General features: G+C 67.3%; 17 protein-coding genes and 3 pseudogenes. 7 read left to right on the top strand and 13 right to left on the bottom strand.

The window, feature by feature from the left end:
- The 6 genes and pseudogenes from ACGFU7_RS44920 to ACGFU7_RS44895 all read right to left on the bottom strand — a co-directional run.
- Window positions 1-746: class II aldolase/adducin family protein (locus ACGFU7_RS44920; protein ID WP_393704280.1), on the bottom strand; the 746-nt coding region annotated here is incomplete at its 3' end.
- Window positions 743-1453, bottom strand: a complete 711-nt coding sequence (locus tag ACGFU7_RS44915; protein ID WP_393704279.1) for a hypothetical protein — start codon at window positions 1451-1453, stop codon at window positions 743-745. The genes ACGFU7_RS44920 and ACGFU7_RS44915, both read right to left, overlap by 4 nt.
- Window positions 1450-2403 (bottom strand): glycosyltransferase family 4 protein, encoded by a 954-nt coding sequence (locus tag ACGFU7_RS44910; RefSeq protein WP_393704278.1) that lies wholly within the window; start codon window positions 2401-2403, stop codon window positions 1450-1452. Before ACGFU7_RS44910 ends, ACGFU7_RS44915 begins: the two co-directional genes overlap by 4 nt.
- 860 nt (window positions 2404-3263) lie before the next feature.
- Window positions 3264-3455 (bottom strand): annotated as a pseudogene (locus tag ACGFU7_RS44905) (DUF5999 family protein); the annotation flags it as partial.
- Window positions 3456-3790: 335 nt separating this feature from the next.
- The gene (locus tag ACGFU7_RS44900) at window positions 3791-4240 is read right to left on the bottom strand and encodes a DUF6415 family natural product biosynthesis protein (RefSeq protein ID WP_393704276.1); all 450 of its coding nucleotides are present in this window, start codon (window positions 4238-4240) and stop codon (window positions 3791-3793) included.
- Window positions 4237-4767 (bottom strand): ATP-binding protein, encoded by a 531-nt coding sequence (locus ACGFU7_RS44895; RefSeq protein WP_393704274.1) that lies wholly within the window; start codon window positions 4765-4767, stop codon window positions 4237-4239. The genes ACGFU7_RS44900 and ACGFU7_RS44895 overlap by 4 nt, the downstream gene beginning before the upstream one ends.
- 177 nt (window positions 4768-4944) lie before the next feature.
- On the opposite strand from ACGFU7_RS44895, the gene ACGFU7_RS44890 reads away from it, so the two are divergent.
- The 3 genes and pseudogenes from ACGFU7_RS44890 to ACGFU7_RS44880 form a co-directional block, all read left to right on the top strand.
- Window positions 4945-6213, top strand: coding sequence for a Tat pathway signal protein (locus ACGFU7_RS44890; RefSeq protein WP_393704273.1), 1269 nt, complete (start codon window positions 4945-4947; stop codon window positions 6211-6213).
- On the top strand, window positions 6210-6770 hold the full coding sequence (locus ACGFU7_RS44885) for a GNAT family N-acetyltransferase (protein WP_393704271.1): 561 nt from the start codon (window positions 6210-6212) through the stop codon (window positions 6768-6770). Before ACGFU7_RS44890 ends, ACGFU7_RS44885 begins: the two co-directional genes overlap by 4 nt.
- Before the next feature lie 126 nt (window positions 6771-6896).
- Window positions 6897-7022: pseudogene (locus tag ACGFU7_RS44880) on the top strand (AAA family ATPase); the annotation flags it as partial.
- A gap of 77 nt (window positions 7023-7099) precedes the next feature.
- Here ACGFU7_RS44880 and ACGFU7_RS44875 read toward each other — a convergent pair.
- Window positions 7100-8074: a hypothetical protein gene (locus ACGFU7_RS44875; RefSeq protein ID WP_393704269.1), complete on the bottom strand. Its 975-nt coding sequence runs from the start codon at window positions 8072-8074 to the stop codon at window positions 7100-7102.
- 293 nt (window positions 8075-8367) lie between these two features.
- Window positions 8368-9717 carry a hypothetical protein gene (locus tag ACGFU7_RS44870; RefSeq protein ID WP_393704268.1) on the bottom strand — a complete coding sequence of 450 codons (1350 nt, stop codon included), beginning with the start codon at window positions 9715-9717 and terminating at the stop codon, window positions 8368-8370.
- 218 nt (window positions 9718-9935) lie between these two features.
- On the opposite strand from ACGFU7_RS44870, the gene ACGFU7_RS44865 reads away from it, so the two are divergent.
- Both ACGFU7_RS44865 and ACGFU7_RS44860 read left to right on the top strand, forming a co-directional pair.
- Entirely contained in the window at window positions 9936-10193 is a 258-nt protein-coding gene (locus ACGFU7_RS44865) for a hypothetical protein (protein ID WP_393704266.1), read from the top strand.
- Entirely contained in the window at window positions 10190-10570 is a 381-nt protein-coding gene (locus ACGFU7_RS44860) for a hypothetical protein (RefSeq protein WP_393704265.1), read from the top strand. The genes ACGFU7_RS44865 and ACGFU7_RS44860 overlap by 4 nt, the downstream gene beginning before the upstream one ends.
- 106 nt (window positions 10571-10676) lie before the next feature.
- Here ACGFU7_RS44860 and ACGFU7_RS44855 read toward each other — a convergent pair whose 3' ends face one another.
- From ACGFU7_RS44855 to ACGFU7_RS44845, 3 genes and pseudogenes are all read right to left on the bottom strand, one after another.
- Window positions 10677-11060 carry a hypothetical protein gene (locus tag ACGFU7_RS44855; RefSeq protein ID WP_393704263.1) on the bottom strand — a complete coding sequence of 128 codons (384 nt, stop codon included), beginning with the start codon at window positions 11058-11060 and terminating at the stop codon, window positions 10677-10679.
- A 167-nt stretch (window positions 11061-11227) separates the two neighbouring features.
- Window positions 11228-11434, bottom strand: a pseudogene (locus ACGFU7_RS44850) (DDE-type integrase/transposase/recombinase); the annotation flags it as partial.
- Between the two features lie 389 nt (window positions 11435-11823).
- Window positions 11824-12495, bottom strand: a complete 672-nt coding sequence (locus ACGFU7_RS44845) for an MOSC domain-containing protein (RefSeq protein WP_393704262.1) — start codon at window positions 12493-12495, stop codon at window positions 11824-11826.
- A gap of 559 nt (window positions 12496-13054) precedes the next feature.
- Here ACGFU7_RS44845 and ACGFU7_RS44840 point away from each other — a divergent pair.
- Window positions 13055-13240 carry a hypothetical protein gene (locus ACGFU7_RS44840; protein WP_393704260.1) on the top strand — a complete coding sequence of 62 codons (186 nt, stop codon included), beginning with the start codon at window positions 13055-13057 and terminating at the stop codon, window positions 13238-13240.
- A 923-nt stretch (window positions 13241-14163) separates the two neighbouring features.
- Here the strand turns inward: ACGFU7_RS44840 and ACGFU7_RS44835 are convergent.
- A complete protein-coding gene (locus tag ACGFU7_RS44835) occupies window positions 14164-14868 on the bottom strand; it encodes a TetR/AcrR family transcriptional regulator (RefSeq protein WP_393704259.1) in 705 nt (234 codons plus the stop codon).
- A gap of 46 nt (window positions 14869-14914) precedes the next feature.
- On the bottom strand, window positions 14915-16138 hold the full coding sequence (locus tag ACGFU7_RS44830; RefSeq protein ID WP_393704257.1) for an FAD-dependent monooxygenase: 1224 nt from the start codon (window positions 16136-16138) through the stop codon (window positions 14915-14917).
- A gap of 445 nt (window positions 16139-16583) precedes the next feature.
- On the opposite strand from ACGFU7_RS44830, the gene ACGFU7_RS44825 reads away from it, so the two are divergent.
- Entirely contained in the window at window positions 16584-17336 is a 753-nt protein-coding gene (locus tag ACGFU7_RS44825) for a hypothetical protein (RefSeq protein ID WP_393704256.1), read from the top strand.
- Window positions 17337-17713 lie beyond the last annotated feature (377 nt).

The raw sequence follows: 17713 nt of genomic DNA, 5'->3' as shown, positions 1-17713 counted from the left end.
TGGAAGCCTGAAGAACTCCCATTATCGCAGGTCACAAGGCACTTCCTCGTTTCACGAAGAGTCCCCACAGCCATCACATCGGCGGATCGAGGCTTAGCCGTCTCCTCCAGCCGCAGCATCAGGTCGGCCGTTTCCTCCACCTGACGGCCTACGGTGAAGGCTCCGTGGCGGTAGAGGGTGAAAGCGAGTCCGTGCCGTTCCAGCTCCCGAGCGCGTGGAGCGATGTGTTCGACGAGCTGGGGCCGGTAGTGGAGGAGGGTGACCGCAGCCACCTCCGGACGCTGCACCATGCCCTCCGGCAGTTCCAGCTCCACCGGATCCCGAAGGAAGCCCGCCTTCACCGTCTGATCGTCGGCGTGCAGGCACGGGATCTCGCCGAACGTGTCGGCCCGGTTGGTCACCGAGGGGATGGGAACCCCCAGTGAGGCGAAGGCCAGCGAGTAGGGCGCGTGGGTGTGGACGATCGCGCCGGCACGCGGCAGCATCCGGTACAGGTCCAGGTGCATGGGGGTGCCCGAAGCTCCGAGCCCGGCGGTCTGCTCGACGATCCGGCCGTCCGCGTCCAGCACGATGAAGTCGTTCACCGTGGCGTGCCAGCGGTTGAAGGCGAGCCGTGTGGTGGACATCAGGATCCTGTCGCCCGGCAGGCGCATGGACACTGCGCCGCCGGCCGGATTCAGCACTCCCCACGCTCTGAGCTCGTTGAGGATCGTGAGGAGGTGCTGGCGTTGAGTCTCGTACTTCATGAGGGAACTCCTTCGGAGCGCGGTTCGATCTGGTAGCCGGTGGCCGGCAGGCTGAGGAAGCTGTCAGGCGGTATCCAGGCGGTTGTCACGGTCACTCCGGCGTGCAGGACCGTCCTGGCGCCGATGACCGCGCCTGGGCCGATCGCCACACCGATACCGGTACGTACGTCGTCCCCGATCAGGGCGCCCCACTTCGGCTGGCCCGTACTCACGCGCTGCCCGTTCGGCAGGGCGAAGTGCACGGGCCGCGAGGGGCGCAGCATGTCGGGGTTGGACAGCAGACAGACAGCGGTGACCAGGCCGACGGCGAAATACGTCCTCTGGCCGATGACGGAGCAGCAAACGGTCGCCCGGTGGGAGAGTTCGCTGTTCTGCCCGATGACGCTGCGCGAGATCTCGCAGCCGTAGCCGACGTGGACGTTTCGGGAGATCACGGTCCGGCCGCGGACGGTTGAGTATTCGTAGATCGCGGCTCCGGGGCCGATCACCACATCGTCGCCCACGTTGGCCAGTGGTGATACGTAGGCGCTGGGGTGGATGCGAGGTCTATCGCCCAGCCCTGCGCACACGAGGTCGTAGACAGCGCCGGACAGGTCACCGATCGCAGCGATGGGCTCGCCGTCGAGTGTGTCCGCACCCCACTCCTTGAGGCAGGTGTCATCGCCGAGGCGCACCACGTCACCGAGCAGCGGGCCGAAGGCCTTCACAGCGCCGCCGCCAGGGACCGCGGCCGGGCCTGCTCAATCACCAGCGACAGGTATTGGGCTGCGCAGCGTCCGGGTGTGTACCAGGCCTCGGCCAGGGCTCGGGCAGCGAGACCCATCCGAAGCAACCGGCCACGGTCCAACAGCGCGTCGGTGAGAGCGCTTACGAGGTCCCCCGGGTCCGCCGGGTCGTAGACCATGCCGGTGAGCCCGTTCACAACGATCTCCGGGCTCGCTCCTGCGTTGGGAACCAGAGACGGGACGGCGGCGCCCGCAGCGTCAATGACACCGCGTCCGAACCCCTCCTGCAGTGCGGCGGTGGCCAGCAGGTCGTACCCGCCCAAACTCTGCGGCAGATCACTGTGGTAGCCCATGAACCTGACGGGTGCGCAGAGCTCGCGCACCAGCACGTGCAGGTCCTGGTGGTGAGAGCCTGCCTCTCCGTAGATATCGAGCCGTACAGCGGTGGACAAGCGCGGATCAGCGACCGCGCGCACCAGGTGGTCCAGACGCTTCCACGGGACGGTCCTGGCGACCGCGGCCACCAGGAGCCGTCCTGTCTTCGGCCGCGAGCAAGCGGGCACCTGCGCCGGAATGGAAACCCCGTTGTGGATTTCGCAGACGGACCCGGCATGCACGGCGTGCTCGCGTAGGGCGGCGGCCGAAGCTTTCGAGATCCCCACCCATACCGGTGCGCTGGATAACAGGTCCCAGGGCAGATGGCCGATTCTCCGCTCAACCATCTGCCCCGTGTCGGGGTCGATGACACGAAGTACCTGTTCGTGGTTGACGACGTGTCGAACGACAGGGATCACACTTGCATGCGGAGCTACCGTCATATCGGCGGCGGCCGTGCGGTGGTTGGAGATGACGGTGACGGGGCGGCCCTCGTCCGGGGTGGTGACGCGGCGGAGCACTTGCTGGTAGTCGTGCCAGTTGCTGACCTCATGCACCCGGGCGTCCCCAGCCGCATCTGTCTCGCTCGCAGGGGGGCCTCCGTGACGCCACCACACCACATCAACGCCCGGGACCAGGCGGTCCAGTTGCCCGGCGAGTTCGAGCACAGAGTTTTCCGCACCGCCACGAGCGGTGGTTACCCAGGTAAGTACGACGTGCGGAACCATAGAAGAGCCTCCGGTCAGGGTGCGGTTCAGGCAATCAAGTCGAGCGTCGTGAGGTCGTCCAGGTCGACGACCGTGAAGTCCTGCAAGCAGCGGACGAGCTGTGAGCCCAGGAACCACCGCAGCTCTGACGTTCGGTAGGGAACGGGCGTGTCGTTCCCGGCCAGTGCCTGGATCCCGTCACGGGTCCACTGGTAGGGCGTGCCGATGACCCCGTAGAGAGGGGCGCTGCGCACCATCAGGGCGGTGTAGCCCTTCTGAAGGTGCGGACACTGCTCAACTGCGACGCGCAGGTGCGCCAGGCAGACCGGGGGCTGCGCGGTGCGGAGGATGTCCCCAGGCCGCGGAACGCCCTTGGCAGCGGGTTCCAGGAACGGGTATCCGTCCGGTGTTCTGGTAGGGCCTGCGCAGATCTGACAGCGAAGCTGTGTCATCGTCTCGGGCTGCCTGGCGGGGTGGACAAGCCCCCATTGAGGCCGCCCGGACGGCAACCCGTCCCGACCGATCAACTGCGAGCACCGGGCCCACAGCACACCCCGCGGATCGCGGTCCTCTTGCGTCTCGTCCCAGTAGCCCAGGGCTGACCGGCCGGCACTGTCGAAGGTAGCGCGCAGGGCCAGGATCGATTCAGGTTCCTCGCCTTCGCGGGCTGTGATGTACGGGACGAGGCGGCTCACCGTGCTCATGCGGCTGCTCCTGCCAGGGCGGTGGGGCGGCGCGGGGGGAATGATCTGGCCGTCGGGCAGCAATTCACCAGTGTCGTCAAAGAGCAATACGCCGTTGCAAAGCAGGGCCCAGCCCAAGACGTCGTCTCGTGCCAGGGTCCTGGCCGCTTCGCGATCCGACGCGTCCGCGGTGGGGCAGGGAGTCTTGTGCTGGCACATGTGCGTCGCATTCCTCTCGGACGTGTTGCGGTGGGGGCCCTCTCCGGCTGAACCTACGAACCGCGGGGGAGCGGAGTTGGATCGCCGGAGAGGGAGTTCTCGGGGAGGAACTGTTGGGCAGGCCGGTCGCCCTCGATTGGAGTGGGAGAGGGCGACCGGGGCTCACACCCGTGATCGGCGGGGGAGTGTGAGCCAGTCCTCCGTTCGCGCAGTTCCGCCGACCAGCGCCTGCCTGCTGTGGGCAGGGCGATCGAGGCGGAACCGGAGGACCCCGATGGAAGGTCGTCTCCACGGAGCGACAACACAGCTGCGTGGAGACGACCAGTTCTGAGGCGTCATTCGACGTCCTTGATGTATCGAGCCTCGATCAGTTTCTCGACGAGGTCGGAGGTCACGAAAGCCATGCGCCGGGCCATCCCGACGGCCTGCTGATGGTCGGCTGGCAGGCGCGCATCCTGCATGGGGCGCCCTCGCTCGATGAACACCGTCATTTCATCGGTGGGCGGGAACTTGGGGTCGGCTACCGCGATTGCGCTGAGCCTCTTCAGATAGCTACGCAAGCGTTCGACAAGCGCCGGGGTCGTGGCCTTGGGCGGCGGCTGGTTTCCGATCGTCGTGTCCAGGTCGTCGAAGATCGCCTGGACGTCGAGCGGGGACCACGCTGTGATCCGCGCCAGGACATGCTTCAAGTCGTCCTGGTCGAGCGGCGGTGTCCACTTCGGGACGTTGGGCGTAGGAGAGACGACTCGTTTCTCCAGAACCGGAGCGGTGAGGGAGATCGTCATGCCGGTACCCGCCCTGGCCGCATGGTGGCGCGCACCGTTTTCCCGGCGTCAGCGGGGAACCAGGTGATGGCGGCGCCGAGGTGCTTGGCGCCCCACAGGCCGTGTCCCAGCTCTCCGGCAACCGCCTGGTCGAAGTCGGGGAACTCCGGGTCCAGGTCCGTGACGTCGATGATGAGGTCGTGAGCCTCGGTGACACGCAACCAAACTTCGGGGCCCTGCGGCGTCTCCCCGGGCGAGAAAGCGTGCTTGAGGGCGTTGTTCACCAGGACGTACAGCACGTCGATCGCGGCGTGCTGATTACCGTGCCAGCTCAGCATCGTGAGCATCGTCCGCCCGCTGATGCGGGCAACTTTCAGCGCGCTGGGGTCGGCTGGGAGTAACAGACGCGCCTCGCGTAAGACGAGCGGGGGCGCCGCGGCGGGTTCCATCGTGGTGGGTCCTTCGGTCAGACCATCGGGGAGTGGACCGGGGCACCGCTCGATGGACACGTTGAGGGCTGTGGTGGGGGCCTGCGCTACGGCTGTCATCGTCATCGCGTCCTTGGATGGCCAGGAGACATCGGGTACTGCGGCGAGGTTCCGAGAAGAGGTAACCGCGCCGCTACACAGCGCTGACAGGTAATTACGGCTTCCGGCTCAGTGCGGCCGACCGGAAATTTTTACCTTGCGCCTTCGCTAGGCGCTCTGGAGCTCTACCGTGGATGCATGACGGGGAATCCGCGCTTGGCGGCGCGCATTGAACGTGCTGGGCTGAAACAAGACGAGTTAGCGAACCGTCTGAACCAGCGAATCGAAGACCTGACCGGGCAGGTTGGGAAGCTGACTGACCGCCATGTCCGGAACTGGGTAACCGGAAAAACCCGATGGCCGCAGGCAAGACAGCGGGTCGTACTCGAAGAAGAATTCGGAGTCACCGCGGAGGAACTGGGCTTCATCCCTCCTCCCGGGCGAACACGAGCACCTTCGGAGGACCCTTTGCGGCGACGCACCTTCACCACTGCTACCGCTTCCCTGGCAGCGGCCGCCCTGCTGCCAGCCGCACCGTCAGACGGCTCCCGGCGGGTGGGCATGACCGACGCCGACCGCCTTGAGCGCAACTTCGTAGACCTCGTACAGGCTGACAACAAGTCGGGCATAAACGTGAAGCTCGAAACTCGTGCTCTGGCCCATGCTCAGCACGCACTCGATCTGCAAGCCGTCGGCCACGCAGCCACCCGCGTACGTCAACGGCTGTACTACCTCGCTGCCGCGTTCACCGGCACTGCCCTCTGGGCAGCTGTCGACTCGCAGCAAGCTCATCGTGCGAGCGGCCATCTGAATCAGGCGATGAAGCTGGCAGGTATGGCCAGGAGCAGCGAGATGCAGATGCGCTTGTGGGGCCACGCCGCGCTTCTGTCCTACCAACAACGCCACCTGCCCGACGCCCTGGCCGCGGCCGAGGCCGGGACCAGGCAGCACATCTGTCGACAGGACCCCCTCTTCCGCTCTCTCGCCAGCGCTCGCCTGGCGGGCATTCAATCCGCACTCGGTGACCCCACGCCGGCCCTGCGCAGCTTGGAGGTCGCCGAGAAGGCCTACGCGCGAGCAGACCGGTACGAGGAACGTGCTCCCTGGATGGCGTTCTTCGACCGAGCAGAACTGGACGGCCTGTCCGCCCTGGTTTTCGGTCGGCTGGGGAAACACGCAGAGAGCGAAGCCCACCTACACCGCACTCTGGCGCGGCTACGCCCGGAGTACCGCCGGAACCGCACCTACTACGGGTTGAATCTCGCTCTCAGCCAGCTGGCCCAGGGCGAGATCGAGCAGGCCTACGCGACAGTGCTTCCCCACCTGCCTGCACCGGGCAAACGGATGACTGGGCGAACAGGCAATCTTCTGGAACAGTTTGGCCGGAGGCTGACCCGCACAGCCCCCAAATCCCGCATCGCGGTCGAGTGGGCCGACCGCCACGCCGAAGGAGAAGAACACCGGTGACGGTCGACGTAGTGCACTACACCGCCGAGGACCTGCCCGACATCCGGCAGCACATCCTTGATACTCACGTGGAAGTGCGTCAACGCGACTTCGGGCTCACAGGCCCTTTCTACGACGTGGACCGCTTCGACGAGCGGCTGTCCGCGTACGCATCCCGGCCCGGCTGGACGGCAGTGCTGGGGTACGAAGACGGCGACGTCGTCGGATTCTGCTTCGGCACGACCCTGGCGCCGAACACCAAGTGGTGGGGCAGCATGCTCACGCCCCTGCCTGCCGCCTTGATGGCCGAAAACGGGAAGCGCACCGTCGCGCTGAACGAAATCGTGGTGCGCAAGGCGTGGCGGGGTCGGAGCGTCGCGTGGCAACTGCATGAGGCGTGGCTGACTCACCGGACTGAGGAACGCGTGACGCTGCTCGTCAACCCCCTCAACGGGGACGGCGCTGTCCAAGCTATCTATGAGGCCTGGGGCTACCGAAAGCTGGGCGACCAGCAGCCGTTTGCCGACTCGCCCGTGTTCTCGGTCATGCTGCGCTCGGTCGCTCCGGCTGAGAACTAGGCGTTAGGCACCATCGTCCTTCACCGCGGAGCGAGCACGGGCAGACTGGCATCAGGAGCAGGGAAGGGGAGCCCCGTGAACGACGAGCCGTTGGACGAGTGGGCCGCAGGCCGGGACGCCCACCGGCCCGCGCTCTGCGCGGCCATCGTCGACCGCCTCACCTTCAACGGCACCATCATCGAAACCGGCACCGACTCCTACCGCCTCGCCAGCACCCGAGCGCGGGCTGAGGAACCCGCCAAGACAGGCTGATACCTGACGGCCCGTGCCGATGGCCCGACGCCTCACCGGCGGCGCCGGGCCACCACCGGCACGCGTGCTGCCTTTGTTCAGCTGTGCCGCATCCAGATGTTGGGCTCGCGATACACGCCATGATCGGCGGATCGGTCGACCCGGAGCAGGCTCAATCCTCCTGGAATCACGTAGTCGCCCGACCCGGGGAAGGTCATTCCCGTCCACTGTTCCCACTCAGCCACCGTGCCGGTCATCGTCTGCGAAGTGGGAGCTGCCGAAAGGATCTCGGCACCGAGACGCTGATGGGTCCGTATCCATGGGTCAAGGGCCATCCCGTCCTCGCGGCTCCACCTCATGAAGGTCTCGATGGGTGTCAACGGATACTGGGCCTTCATCGTCGGGCGGACCGGCGCGATGACCTGGACCAAGCCGGCTTCCTCGGCGGTCTGGCGCAAGGCTTTGAGGGTCTCTCCCGCAAGTCCGCGCCCCTTGAGCGACGGGGTGACGACTGCTCCGCAGATGACCAGGGTGTTGGCTTCGGTCCCCTGCTCACGGCGTACTGCCTTGCCCGAGTAGGAAAGCCGGAATGCGAACAGGTAGCAGGTCACCACCTCGCCGCCCAACCGCACGGTCACGTCCCCGAAATCGACCTCCGCCTCAGCCCCGGGCTTGTGGGTCTGCGGGACGAACGCCTCCACCACACCTCGACCGGCCTGGACCCGGATCTCCTCACGGCGGCCAGCAACGTATCCGCGGACCATCTGGTACGAGATCTCGTTCGCGCCGTGCTCATCCAGCAACCGTTCGAAGATTCGCTCACCGTGTGCCGCTGCTTGCGCGGCGCGTCCAAGTCCGCCCGCAGCATCTCGTCGATCAACGGCTTGAACGGATCCAGCCTGGTCGCCCGCGGCGCCAGCTTCTTCCGCGGCCTCCGGCCAAGCCGACGACAACGCCTTCTGCACGGTCAGGAATCCGACGCCGTACTTTCGCTGAAGGGCACGGTTCGACAGGCCCTGACGCGAATCACGGCGGATCGCCGCGTACAGATCGACCTTGGACTTCGGCAGCACCCGGGACCCCTCGTTGTGCAGTGCACAACCATGGTCCCGAAGCAAGCACCCAGGTGCTCTCAGAACTCGGCGACATCACTCTCCCGAGAGTGCTCTTGCCCCTGAGCTACAGGCGCTCTCGTAACTCACCAACAAAGCCACGCTCGGCGACAAGCCTGTGGGCCGCACCGGTCACCGCGCCGAGTGGTACGAACAGCTGACCAAGGATCTGCGCCGCTGGTGACCGCCCGGATCATCCGGACGGCCTTCGCGCTGCAGCGATCGCCCAATACGAAACGGCCCGGCCTGGCGAACTACTCCTTCTCGTCGTCAGGCCGTTCGCCGGCCTCGTGCCCGTCCCGCTGCTCGCCTGAGTCGCCGTCAGGGTCCCCGACCGGATCCTCCGGGCCGGTGCCGGTCACCGTGTCGTCATCGGACGAAGTGCGGTCGTCCAGCGTGATGGTGACCGGCCGGCCTGCCGCAGTGAGCTTGGACAGGCTCTCCTGGATCCGCTCGTAGAGGGTGGTGGCCAGCTCCCGGTCACCGTCACCCTCGACAGCGGTCTGCTTGACCGAGTGCAGGGCGATCAGCAGAGCGATCAGAGAACGCCCGGACAGAGCAGCGCGGACACGCTCGTCACCCTTGTCGAGGACCTGCGCAGGCACCCGGAAGTGCGGCTGCCGCCCGGCATGCGCGGTGATGAACTCCCATACATCGCGATGGCACAGCACGGTCGCGGAAGAGACCCGGGCAGCCTTCCGCAGCAGTTCGCTGTGCTCCCCGGTCACCTTCACAACAGCCGGCTCCCCGGCAGTCCGCTGCTCCAGCTCGGCCCGCAGGCCAGCGGTCTCCTCGCGAAGAGCGGCGAGCTCGGCACGCGACTCCTCCCGGGCCGCGACCAGCTGCTCGCGCAGCACACCAACCACCCCGTCCAGCTGCGCCCGCACGTCATCACGAACACCGATCAGCGCCGCGTGCGACTTTTCCTCCCGGGCAGATCGCAGCGGCGCGAGCTCCTCGGCCAGGACCTCGCGGACGGCCTGCCGGATCTCCTCCACCGGCAGCACCGCGCTGTCCGCGCTGTTCCCGTCACTGCCGTCACGCTGCGCGGGGATCGCGGCGGTCGCTCCGGCCTGCGGCGCTGGACCCTGCCCGGCCACGGTCGCCGGGACCGGCCCGGCCGCGGTGCTGAGGGGCTCGGCGGTCTCCGACGACAGCAAGAACTCGTGAGCCGGCCCGGGCAGAAGCGTCGGCTCGGGGCCACCGTCGACGAAGGACGCTGGCAGGGCGGGCGGGGCGAGAGTTTCGACCGCTTCTCGTACCTCGCGCATCTCGGTACGCAGGTCGGCGACGGCCTGGCGCACCTCCGCGTTCAGCATTTCCCCGCCGGCCGTCAGCCGGTCCCGGGCCTCACGCAGATTGGTGCGCATCCGGCCGAGTTCGTCGACCACGGTCCGCGTCGTGTCCTGCTGGATGGCCTGCCCGCTCGCTTCCAGCTTCTCGATGCCCTTGCCGAGCGCGTCCCGCAAATCAGTACCGGTGTTCATGACAGCGGTGTGCAGCATCGTCAGCGTGCCGGTGTAGTCGGTTTCCTTGGGCCGTGGCATCTGCCCCCCATTGGTTGCGGTCAGTAGTTGTTCGAGTTCACTGCGTATGCTGCCCAACTGGGCCGTCTCCTACGGGAGATATGGATCAACTGGTTCCCCAAGCGGCGCCATCCGGCCAACAGTGCCGCAAAACCGCCTATCAGATCACCGGCCCGGTCAACGCTCGGCCCCCGGGCCGTCACTCGCAACAGCCCTGCAACGGCGTACGCAACACTAGGACGAAGCCGGGTATGGGTACGTACCCGTACCCTTGAGGGATGGGAAGGAGTACGACGATGTCTGATGCCAATGTCCGTATCCCCGAAGAGGCCAAGGACCGGCTCGCCGCGATCGCGGCCGCTGAGGGCCTGTCGCTGCGCGCTTATCTGGCACGCCTGGCCGAGACGATGCTGACCCCGGCCGAGCGTGCCGAGCGTGCCGAGAAGGCCCGCGCTGCGCTGAAGAGGTGGAACGGCTACGCCCCTACCCAGGCTGAGCAGGATGACCTGGACGGCGAGCTGGACCGGCGCCTGGCCCGGGTGACTGCCCGGTGAGCGAGGCCGTGCACATCGTTCTGGACGACACCGCGATGTCTGCGGCAGGCCAGGGCAACGTCCTCGCTTCCCGTCTGATCCACCGGGCCCACGCCGAGGCCGGTTGGTTCCTCTACGCCCCGGCGTGCGCCCTCGTCGAAGCCGACCGCGCCCGGCCCGGCACGGCCGAGCACCTGGCCGCCCTGCCCGGTATCACCGTCCTGGACCTGGACCTGTCGGCCGCCCTGGCCATCGCGGGGCAGGAGACCTGGGCCGCGGCGCACACTCAGTACGCCGCGCAGCCCACCGCGGACCGTCCCGACGGGGCGGTCGTCGCGACCACTGCCCCGTCCCGGTGGGCCGGTGAGCCGGTCCGCGTCCTGGACCTCACGCCCTGACCGGTCGGTGACGTGAGGCCGGGCTGCCGTGCCGGTCCGGCCTCACGCCTGGACGCGGCAGTCCCGAAAGGCGCCATCCGGGCGTCGGTCCACGCAGGCGCTGCGATCAGGCCGATGGCTGGCCGATGGGTGTGCCCTGGTCGGCGGGCTGGTCCAGTTGCTGCTGGCGGCGCCGCTGCTCATTACGCAGGTTTTCGACGCGCTGGGTGAAACGGGCGAGGGCCTGTTCTTCCCGATCGCTGCCGTTCTCACGGTATTCGCCCACACCCAGCGTGAGGGCGTTCGCTTCCTCCTCGATGGAGTCCGCTGTCTCCTGGAGGAAGTAGCTGCGCTTGCGGTACTTGTGTAAGCCGGTAAAGGCCGAAGCCAGCGTGATGGCGCCCTGGAGGCTGCCACGGGTCCGCTCGGCTGCGGCGAGGGCATCGATGACGAGCTCGGTGCGCTCTACCTTCTTCCTGGGAGGCCCCAGCCATTCGTAGGGTTGCGGCACCCAGGGGAGCCGGGTGTGGCTCTCGGTGCGCTGCCGCCTTGTGGCTCCATATGCTTGGCCGCCCGGCTCCCCACGACGACTCGGCCGCCGATTAGGAAGTGCGAACAAGTCGCTGAGTAGAGCAATGCCGGCGAGGTCGTCCGTGGTACGAACCCTACGAACGAGCACGTCAGGAGCACGATGAGCATGTGGTCGGCGATGGCCCAGCCGACCGGGCGGCGTGAGCACAGGTCGATCACGGTCGCGAGATAGCAGAACTTTCCGCCGCCGACGCTCAAGTACGTGATGTCGCGGACGTATTTGGTGTTCACCTCCCGGGCGGTGAAGTCGCGGCCGATCCGGTCCGGGGCCTTCGCGGCGGTCGAGTCCGCGACGGCCTCGACCGGTACAACGCCACCGCGTCTGCCTTGAACTCCGGCGGGTAGTGCTTCATCCCCACGGGGACTCCGTTCTCCTGGACCATCAAGATCCAAGTCTCTCCGGTGTCCAAGATCAGGGGTCAAGGTCCACCTGTCCCGGGAAGCGACACCCCCATGGCAGCAGGGTGATGACAGGGCAGACATCTACCAGTACTTTGTAGAGGTCCGGGCGAATACAGCTGCACTGCTTCACGCAGCTGACCAGTGGGATCTTGCCCTGGCTTCCTTCCCAACCCGCTGATCAACGTCAGTCCCGCCGGGACGCGGTCCGCCGGGCCCAACACGGGCTCCGAGGCTTGACTTCTCCATTGGGAAGCCTCTGGGCGGTGGGCGTGCGAGGGGGGCTATGAGTTTCCGTACTTCGATGTGTATGTGCGAGCGATCTCCAGCTGCTCGCGCTCCATCCATTCGGCCGCAACCAGTACACCAGGAAGTGTCTTGCGCTGTGTCGTCACCGCCCGAAACAGGCGGGAGACCGTCACGTCGTGATCGGGTCGGTGGATGACCTCGATCGGATCACCAGCACGCAATTCGCCGGGCTCAATCACACGCAGCATGGCCCCAGGCGAGGCAGCCTGAGTGAAACGCCGCACCCAGCCCTTCTCGCCGAGCCAGCCGGCGAAGGTCCGGCAAGGTATCCGGCCGCCCGTCACCTCGAGCACGACCGCGGGGCCGATCCGCCACCGGTCGCCGACCAACGCATCGCGCAGGTCCACGTCGAGTGTGGTGAGGTTCTCACCGAATGCCCCGTTGGGCAGTGCACGCCCGAGTTCACGCTCCCAGCCGTCGAGATCCTCCCGCGCAAAGGCGTACACGGCCCGATCGTCGCCACCGTGGAAGCGCAGGTCGCACACCGTGTCGCCCGTCACGCCACTGGCCCCGACTCCGGGCGGCCCCGGCGAAGCCACCTGGATCGGCCCGTCCACGGGCCGCTTGTCGATGCCCGTCGTTCCTGACGGGGCGTCTGTAAAGGCCACGGGCTTGGCCGGGCTTACGTTCACACTGAGGATCTTCACGGAGCGCAACCTATGCCAGGCCCTGCCGTCCCGCAGTGTGCTGCTTCACAGCGCTAAGCGCAGCCTGGCCAACTGAAACGTTAAGTGGCTTCCCAGTGGAGAAGTCAAGCCTCGGAGCCTGTGTTGGGCCCGGCCAACCGCGTCCCGGCGGGACTGACGTTGATCAGCGGGTTGGGAAGGAAGCCAGGGCGAGATCCCACTGGTCAGCTGGCCGCACCGCACTGGTGTCCTGCACCTGTTCCACCGTATCCGCCCCACGTCTCTCTGTTCCCCTGACCGGTCGCGGCGCTGTCCTGGAGGGGCCGGGCAGCGGGCCCGGTCCACGAGACAAAAAAATGGGGTGCGTGATGACGTGGGTTGAGGATCCGGTTCGGGTGGTGCTGCCGAGGACGCTCGCGGTCTCGCTGGCCGCGGCCTGCACGACGCAGATGGAGGAGCACCGGTGGGGCGCGGGGAACGTGGAGGCCGCCCGCAGCGTGCTCACCGGTGGTGGCGCGGAGTGTTGCTGGGAGCACTGGCCGAGCGACTGGACCGTAGCTGCCCCTCCTCTCCGGGCTGGGTGTTACTGGCGCTGCTTGCCACGCTGGGGGATGAGGAGTTGCAGGTGGCCGCCGCCGGTGTGCTGGCCGCGCTCGGCTGCCCGTTCTTTTCCATCCGGCAGGGGGATGGCCGGCTATGGATCGGGGAGGAGACCGGCGCGGTGAAGGACGGGGCATCGTTGGTGCGGGTGCGCAGGGCTGCATGAGCATCGTCGCCCCGCGGGGTTTCCCGGGCAGTGCTCGGCCCTTGGGGCTGACGCGTTTCACGGCGGCGCGCCCGTGGTCGATCCCCCGCTGCGCGCCCCATAGTGCGACTGGTGTCGCGGGCACGCAGCCTGGTTGGTTCTCCCTTACTGACGGTTTGCGGGTGCGGGAGGTACCGGAGGCGGCCGTGCGTTCCAGTATGCGGCGGGTGCGCGAGGGGACGGCTCCCTGCTGAGCGACGACCAACTCAGCCGGATGCAGGCGCTGGCAATCGAGCACTGACGACGGATACCCGAAGCCTGTCCATGGTTTGGCGGAAGCTACCTCCTGACCACCCGCAGCAGCGCCTGGGGTGGAGACGAAGAGCAAGTCGGACGGGGCCTTGCCGGCAGAGGGCTTGGTAGCTGCAGGGAGGGTGCTTGGTGCCGGTAGCGCGCTGAGAGACGGTGGTTAGCCGGGCCCAGCCAGGAGATCGGCTTGGTACACCGTCTCCAGGGACGCGGACCGGACCAGGTGTGCTCCGGGCGCGGGTTTCCCGCGGCCGAAGCCAGCCGTCGGCGGCGGTCATGTGGTGCTGTCCACGGGCGAGGAGCTCGCTCCGGCCTTGTCGTGCGGACGGCCGGAACCACGCCGAACCCGATCGTCGCCCGGCGCACCGACCTGCTGGTCGAAGGGCCGGGGCGTCCGGTCGTGGGCACCGATCTTCGAGTGCGGGAGGCGCCCTGGGCGGTAACAGAAGCCCGGGGCGTCGGCGACGACAGTGCCCGCCGAGGTCACGCCGGTTCGTTCACTCCGGGGGGAAACCTGGTCGGTGCTGAGGTAGTAGTGCGTGAGGCAGCCCAACTTGACCAGGGGCTTCGACCGGTTCGCCGCCGGTGTGGCCCCAGGAGCCGAGGTCTGCGGGCGCTGGCGTGACCGGTCCTCTTCAGTCGTCTGTGTCGGCGAGCAATCGCAGCACTTGCTTCTGCGCGTTGTCGAGGATCTCGATCGCTGTCCGAGCCACGCTCACCAGGTCTTCGTCCGACGGTTCCTGGGGTGTCTCCACCACGGCCCGCACGGTGTCGGCAAGCACGGAGTAGGCCAGGTCGAGTGGCGGTGGTGCCGTCCGGCTGGAGACGAGCTCGAAGAACCCGAGCATCACACTACGGAGCGCGTACATCTGCCGCTCCGGGTCCTGGTCCGAGCGGGCCATGCCATGACTGCGCCAGGCAGGCAGGATCGCTGCCAGCATCGCCTCCGGCCCCATGGTGTCCAGTAGGTGCTGGGTGGCCGGATGGTCGGCCAGCAGGCCGAGGACGTGGCCGTCGTGGGCCCGTGCTGCCCTGACGAACGGCCGTGCCAGTGTGGTGCGGGCCATCAGCGGGCACAGCCGATGGGGTCTCACCAGGTCGGGATGTGCACCGAGCTGGTCGGCGTAGTCCCGGGCGACCGCGATGAAGTCCCGCGCGAACAGCTCGTAGAACAGGTCCTCTTTGGTATCCCAGTAGAGGTACACCGTTCCCTTCCCGACATGTGCGCGCTCGGCGATCTCGGCGACGGTGACTCCGCGCAGGCCGCGCTGCCTGGCCAGGCTGCCCGCGGCCTCGAGTAGGCGTGCGGCTTTGTCCGAGTCGAGTCGGCCACGGTTCACTGGAGCTGACCATCCTTTGTCATTCTGGGAACAGACGTCGCTATCCTCATGCGGCGACGTCCTGGACGTCCACCGCCTTCCACCGGATCGGCTTGCTCCTGCTCTTCAGACGGCTGAGGGCGGGCCCCGCCGCAGGTAGCTGCAGTCCCCGGGTGACCGTCGAAGTCGTCAGCAGCTCCCGCCGGTTGGCCGGGGCGAGGATCGGCCGCTGCTTCTGGGCGAGCTTCTGGTGGTAGTTGACGAAGGGGCGCAGACGGGTTTCCCACTCGGTCAGCGCCGCAGTGATGTCGTCCGGGTAGGTCAGTAGGCTGGTGCCCAGCAGTTCGGGGCCGGCGATCCCCGTGGATACTCCCATCCCGGAGAAGACGGTCATGCTCCAGGCCGCGTCCCCGACCAGGACGACGCGTCCCCGGTGCCAGTGGTCCAGGTGGACCTGTTCGGTGGAGTCGAAGAGGGCCGCCTCGGCGGCCTCGAACTGATCGAGCGCGGATCCGAGCAGCTTGCCGGTCGGCGCGGGGCCGAAGGCCGCTCGCAACCGCTCGGCCGGCTTCTGAAGGAATTCCGCGTCCACGTCCGCCGTGCGGTGGAACGTTGATATTGCGGGAAGGCGGTCCTTGAACGGGAACACCCACAGAGCTCTGCCCGGCTCACGGAGGATGACACCGTCCTCCCGGTCGAGACCCGGCAGCGGGTGCGAGGCGAAGAAGGACGTCACCATGAAACCGAGCCTGCGCAGGTAGCTCTCGTGTGGCCCAAAGACCAGTGACCGCACGGTTGAGCGCATGCCGTCCGCGCCGACCACCAGGTCGAAACGCTCGGTGGCCGTGGAGCCGTCCAGCGTGTTCTCCAGGGTGACGTCGACACCGTCGGGGTCCTGAGTGATCCCCGACGGGACAGTCGCGTACCGGATCTCCACGTCACCGGGCAGTGCGGCGAACGCCGCCGCCTCCACTTCGGCGCGCGTCACTATCCAGGTGGACCCGGCCAGGTCTCCGAACGCAAGGCCGACTCTGCGGTTTCCCGCCCGGTCGGTGTTGTAGACGACGCCACCTGGGACCGCGAGGTCCTCCAGGTGGTCGAGGATGCCCAGCCGCGCAGCGGCTGTCCGGCCAGTGCCGAACAGTCCCACGAAATAACCGAAGGAGCGGCGGGCCGGCGCCCGCTCGACGATCACCGGTTCCCAGCCGATCTGGCGCAGCCGCAGTGCCGTCGCGATCCCGCTGATTCCGAGACCGACCACGAGAGCTCGTCGCGTGTTCCTGGTGTCCATGAAACCAATCATAGAACCAGCTGACCAGATTGTTCAATTGGTCAGTGATCTTCATGCGAGGCGCAGTTGGTGCGAAGGCGGTTTCAAGACGATGCCGGGCAGGGCAGGGCAGTGCAGGCGCCCGGCGTGCCGGAACGCCCCGATGTCACCCTCGCGGGGCTCGAAGGGGCCCACGACAGGCACGGAAGGTCGGCGGCCGGATCGGGCTACTCGGCGGCCCTTTCTCTTCCTTTCCCTCGCTGGCACACGGGGCCGTGCACCGGCTTATGGGCGGCTGAGCCCGGCCGCCCAGTCGAGTTGTTCGGAGTGAAATGCTCGCCCCGCGTAGTGGTGGTCCATGTTGTGGCCGCTGTCCTTGATCGTGTGTGCGGTCACCCGGGGGGGCGGAAGCGAACGCGGCGGCGAAGACGGCGATGCCTTCCGGCGTCGAGTCCCACAGGACCCCGTGTTCCGCGAGACCGTAGTGGACAGGTACTTCCACGGCGGGCGCGAGACGGGCGAAGTCCTGGGGTCAACCCTCGATGACCTCGTACAACTCATCGACCGGAATCGGGACGCAGGCGGGTTCAGCGGCTTTGAGCACGGCAGGGTCGTGGGTGTCTTCCGGTCCGTACATGAACCGCGCGCGGTCCTCGGACGTGAACTCGACGGACGAGCCGTCACACCTCGGCAGCTGATCCAAGCGGGACTCGACGCCCTCGTGTTCGGCGCAGACTCGCCCTCCCTGCGCGAGCTGGCGGGATTGGTGAGGGGTGAGGAAGCCCGAGCGGAGGCGCTGTTCACCGCCGTCCTCGACGAACTGGGCCAAGGCGGGACCACATCAGGATCCGCGACAGCCGCCCGATGGGAACTCGTGCGCTGGTGGCTACAGCTCGTCGCCGACGGGGAGCTCCACCCCGTCGTAGCCGGAGACCTGATGGAATCGGAGGCAGCCTTTGCCAGAGAGCACCCCAGGGTGCTGTGGCCACTGATCGGGCTGAGCAGCAAGTACGACGACTGGAACGAGCACTTGGGCTTTCCCAGGGACCTCCTCGCCGACAAGGCCGTGGAGCACGCCCGTGATGTGCTCCGCGACCTGGCCAATCGTGCGCGGGTGATCACGGCAGCTGTGCCCTCGCCGCCGCGGAACCCTGGCCGAGTCCTCCGGGCGGCCCGCACGCCCGAACGGCTCCGCTTGACCTCTCGCAGCGGAGGTTGAGCGATTCTCAGCGAACATTGAGCGCAGCGCGTCGCAGGTCAGAAGCCTGTGAAGCCCCCGGTACGCGTACTCGCGGACGAGCCAGCATGCGGCCGGAGCCGCGGCTGCCGCCTCTCCTGCCGTTCGGCACAACGCTCTGACCAGCGCGCTTAACCATCGGTGACAAAGAACCCCGGTCACCAGCCTTCGCTGAGAATCGCTCAGCCTTCGTTGCGAGGGGTCACCGCTTTTGTAACTTATGGGATGGTTCGGCGTGCCATTGGCATCCGAAATTCGAACATACGGTGTGCCACGAACGCTGAGAGGAGCTTTATGTAGGCGAAGTTCTGAAAGCGGTGCTGTGCAAGAGATGAAGGTATGGCCCTTCGGAGCCGCCC

This window comes from Streptomyces sp. NPDC048473, assembly GCF_043200155.1.
In the GTDB taxonomy this organism is placed as follows: domain Bacteria; phylum Actinomycetota; class Actinomycetes; order Streptomycetales; family Streptomycetaceae; genus Streptomyces.
Note: the sequence above shows the minus strand (reverse complement) of the source record. Positions and strands in the feature narration are given on the sequence as shown.

Excerpts from the sequence above, each read along its gene's own strand:
- ACGFU7_RS44830 (WP_393704257.1), bottom strand. The coding sequence starts at position 16,138 with ATGGACACCAGGAACACGCGACGAGCTCTCGTGGTCGGTCTCGGAATC.
- ACGFU7_RS44895 (WP_393704274.1), bottom strand. The coding sequence starts at position 4,767 with ATGACAGCCGTAGCGCAGGCCCCCACCACAGCCCTCAACGTGTCCATC.
- ACGFU7_RS44900 (WP_393704276.1), bottom strand. The coding sequence starts at position 4,240 with ATGACGATCTCCCTCACCGCTCCGGTTCTGGAGAAACGAGTCGTCTCT.
- ACGFU7_RS44890 (WP_393704273.1), top strand. The coding sequence starts at position 4,945 with ATGACGGGGAATCCGCGCTTGGCGGCGCGCATTGAACGTGCTGGGCTG.
- ACGFU7_RS44865 (WP_393704266.1), top strand. The coding sequence starts at position 9,936 with ATGTCTGATGCCAATGTCCGTATCCCCGAAGAGGCCAAGGACCGGCTC.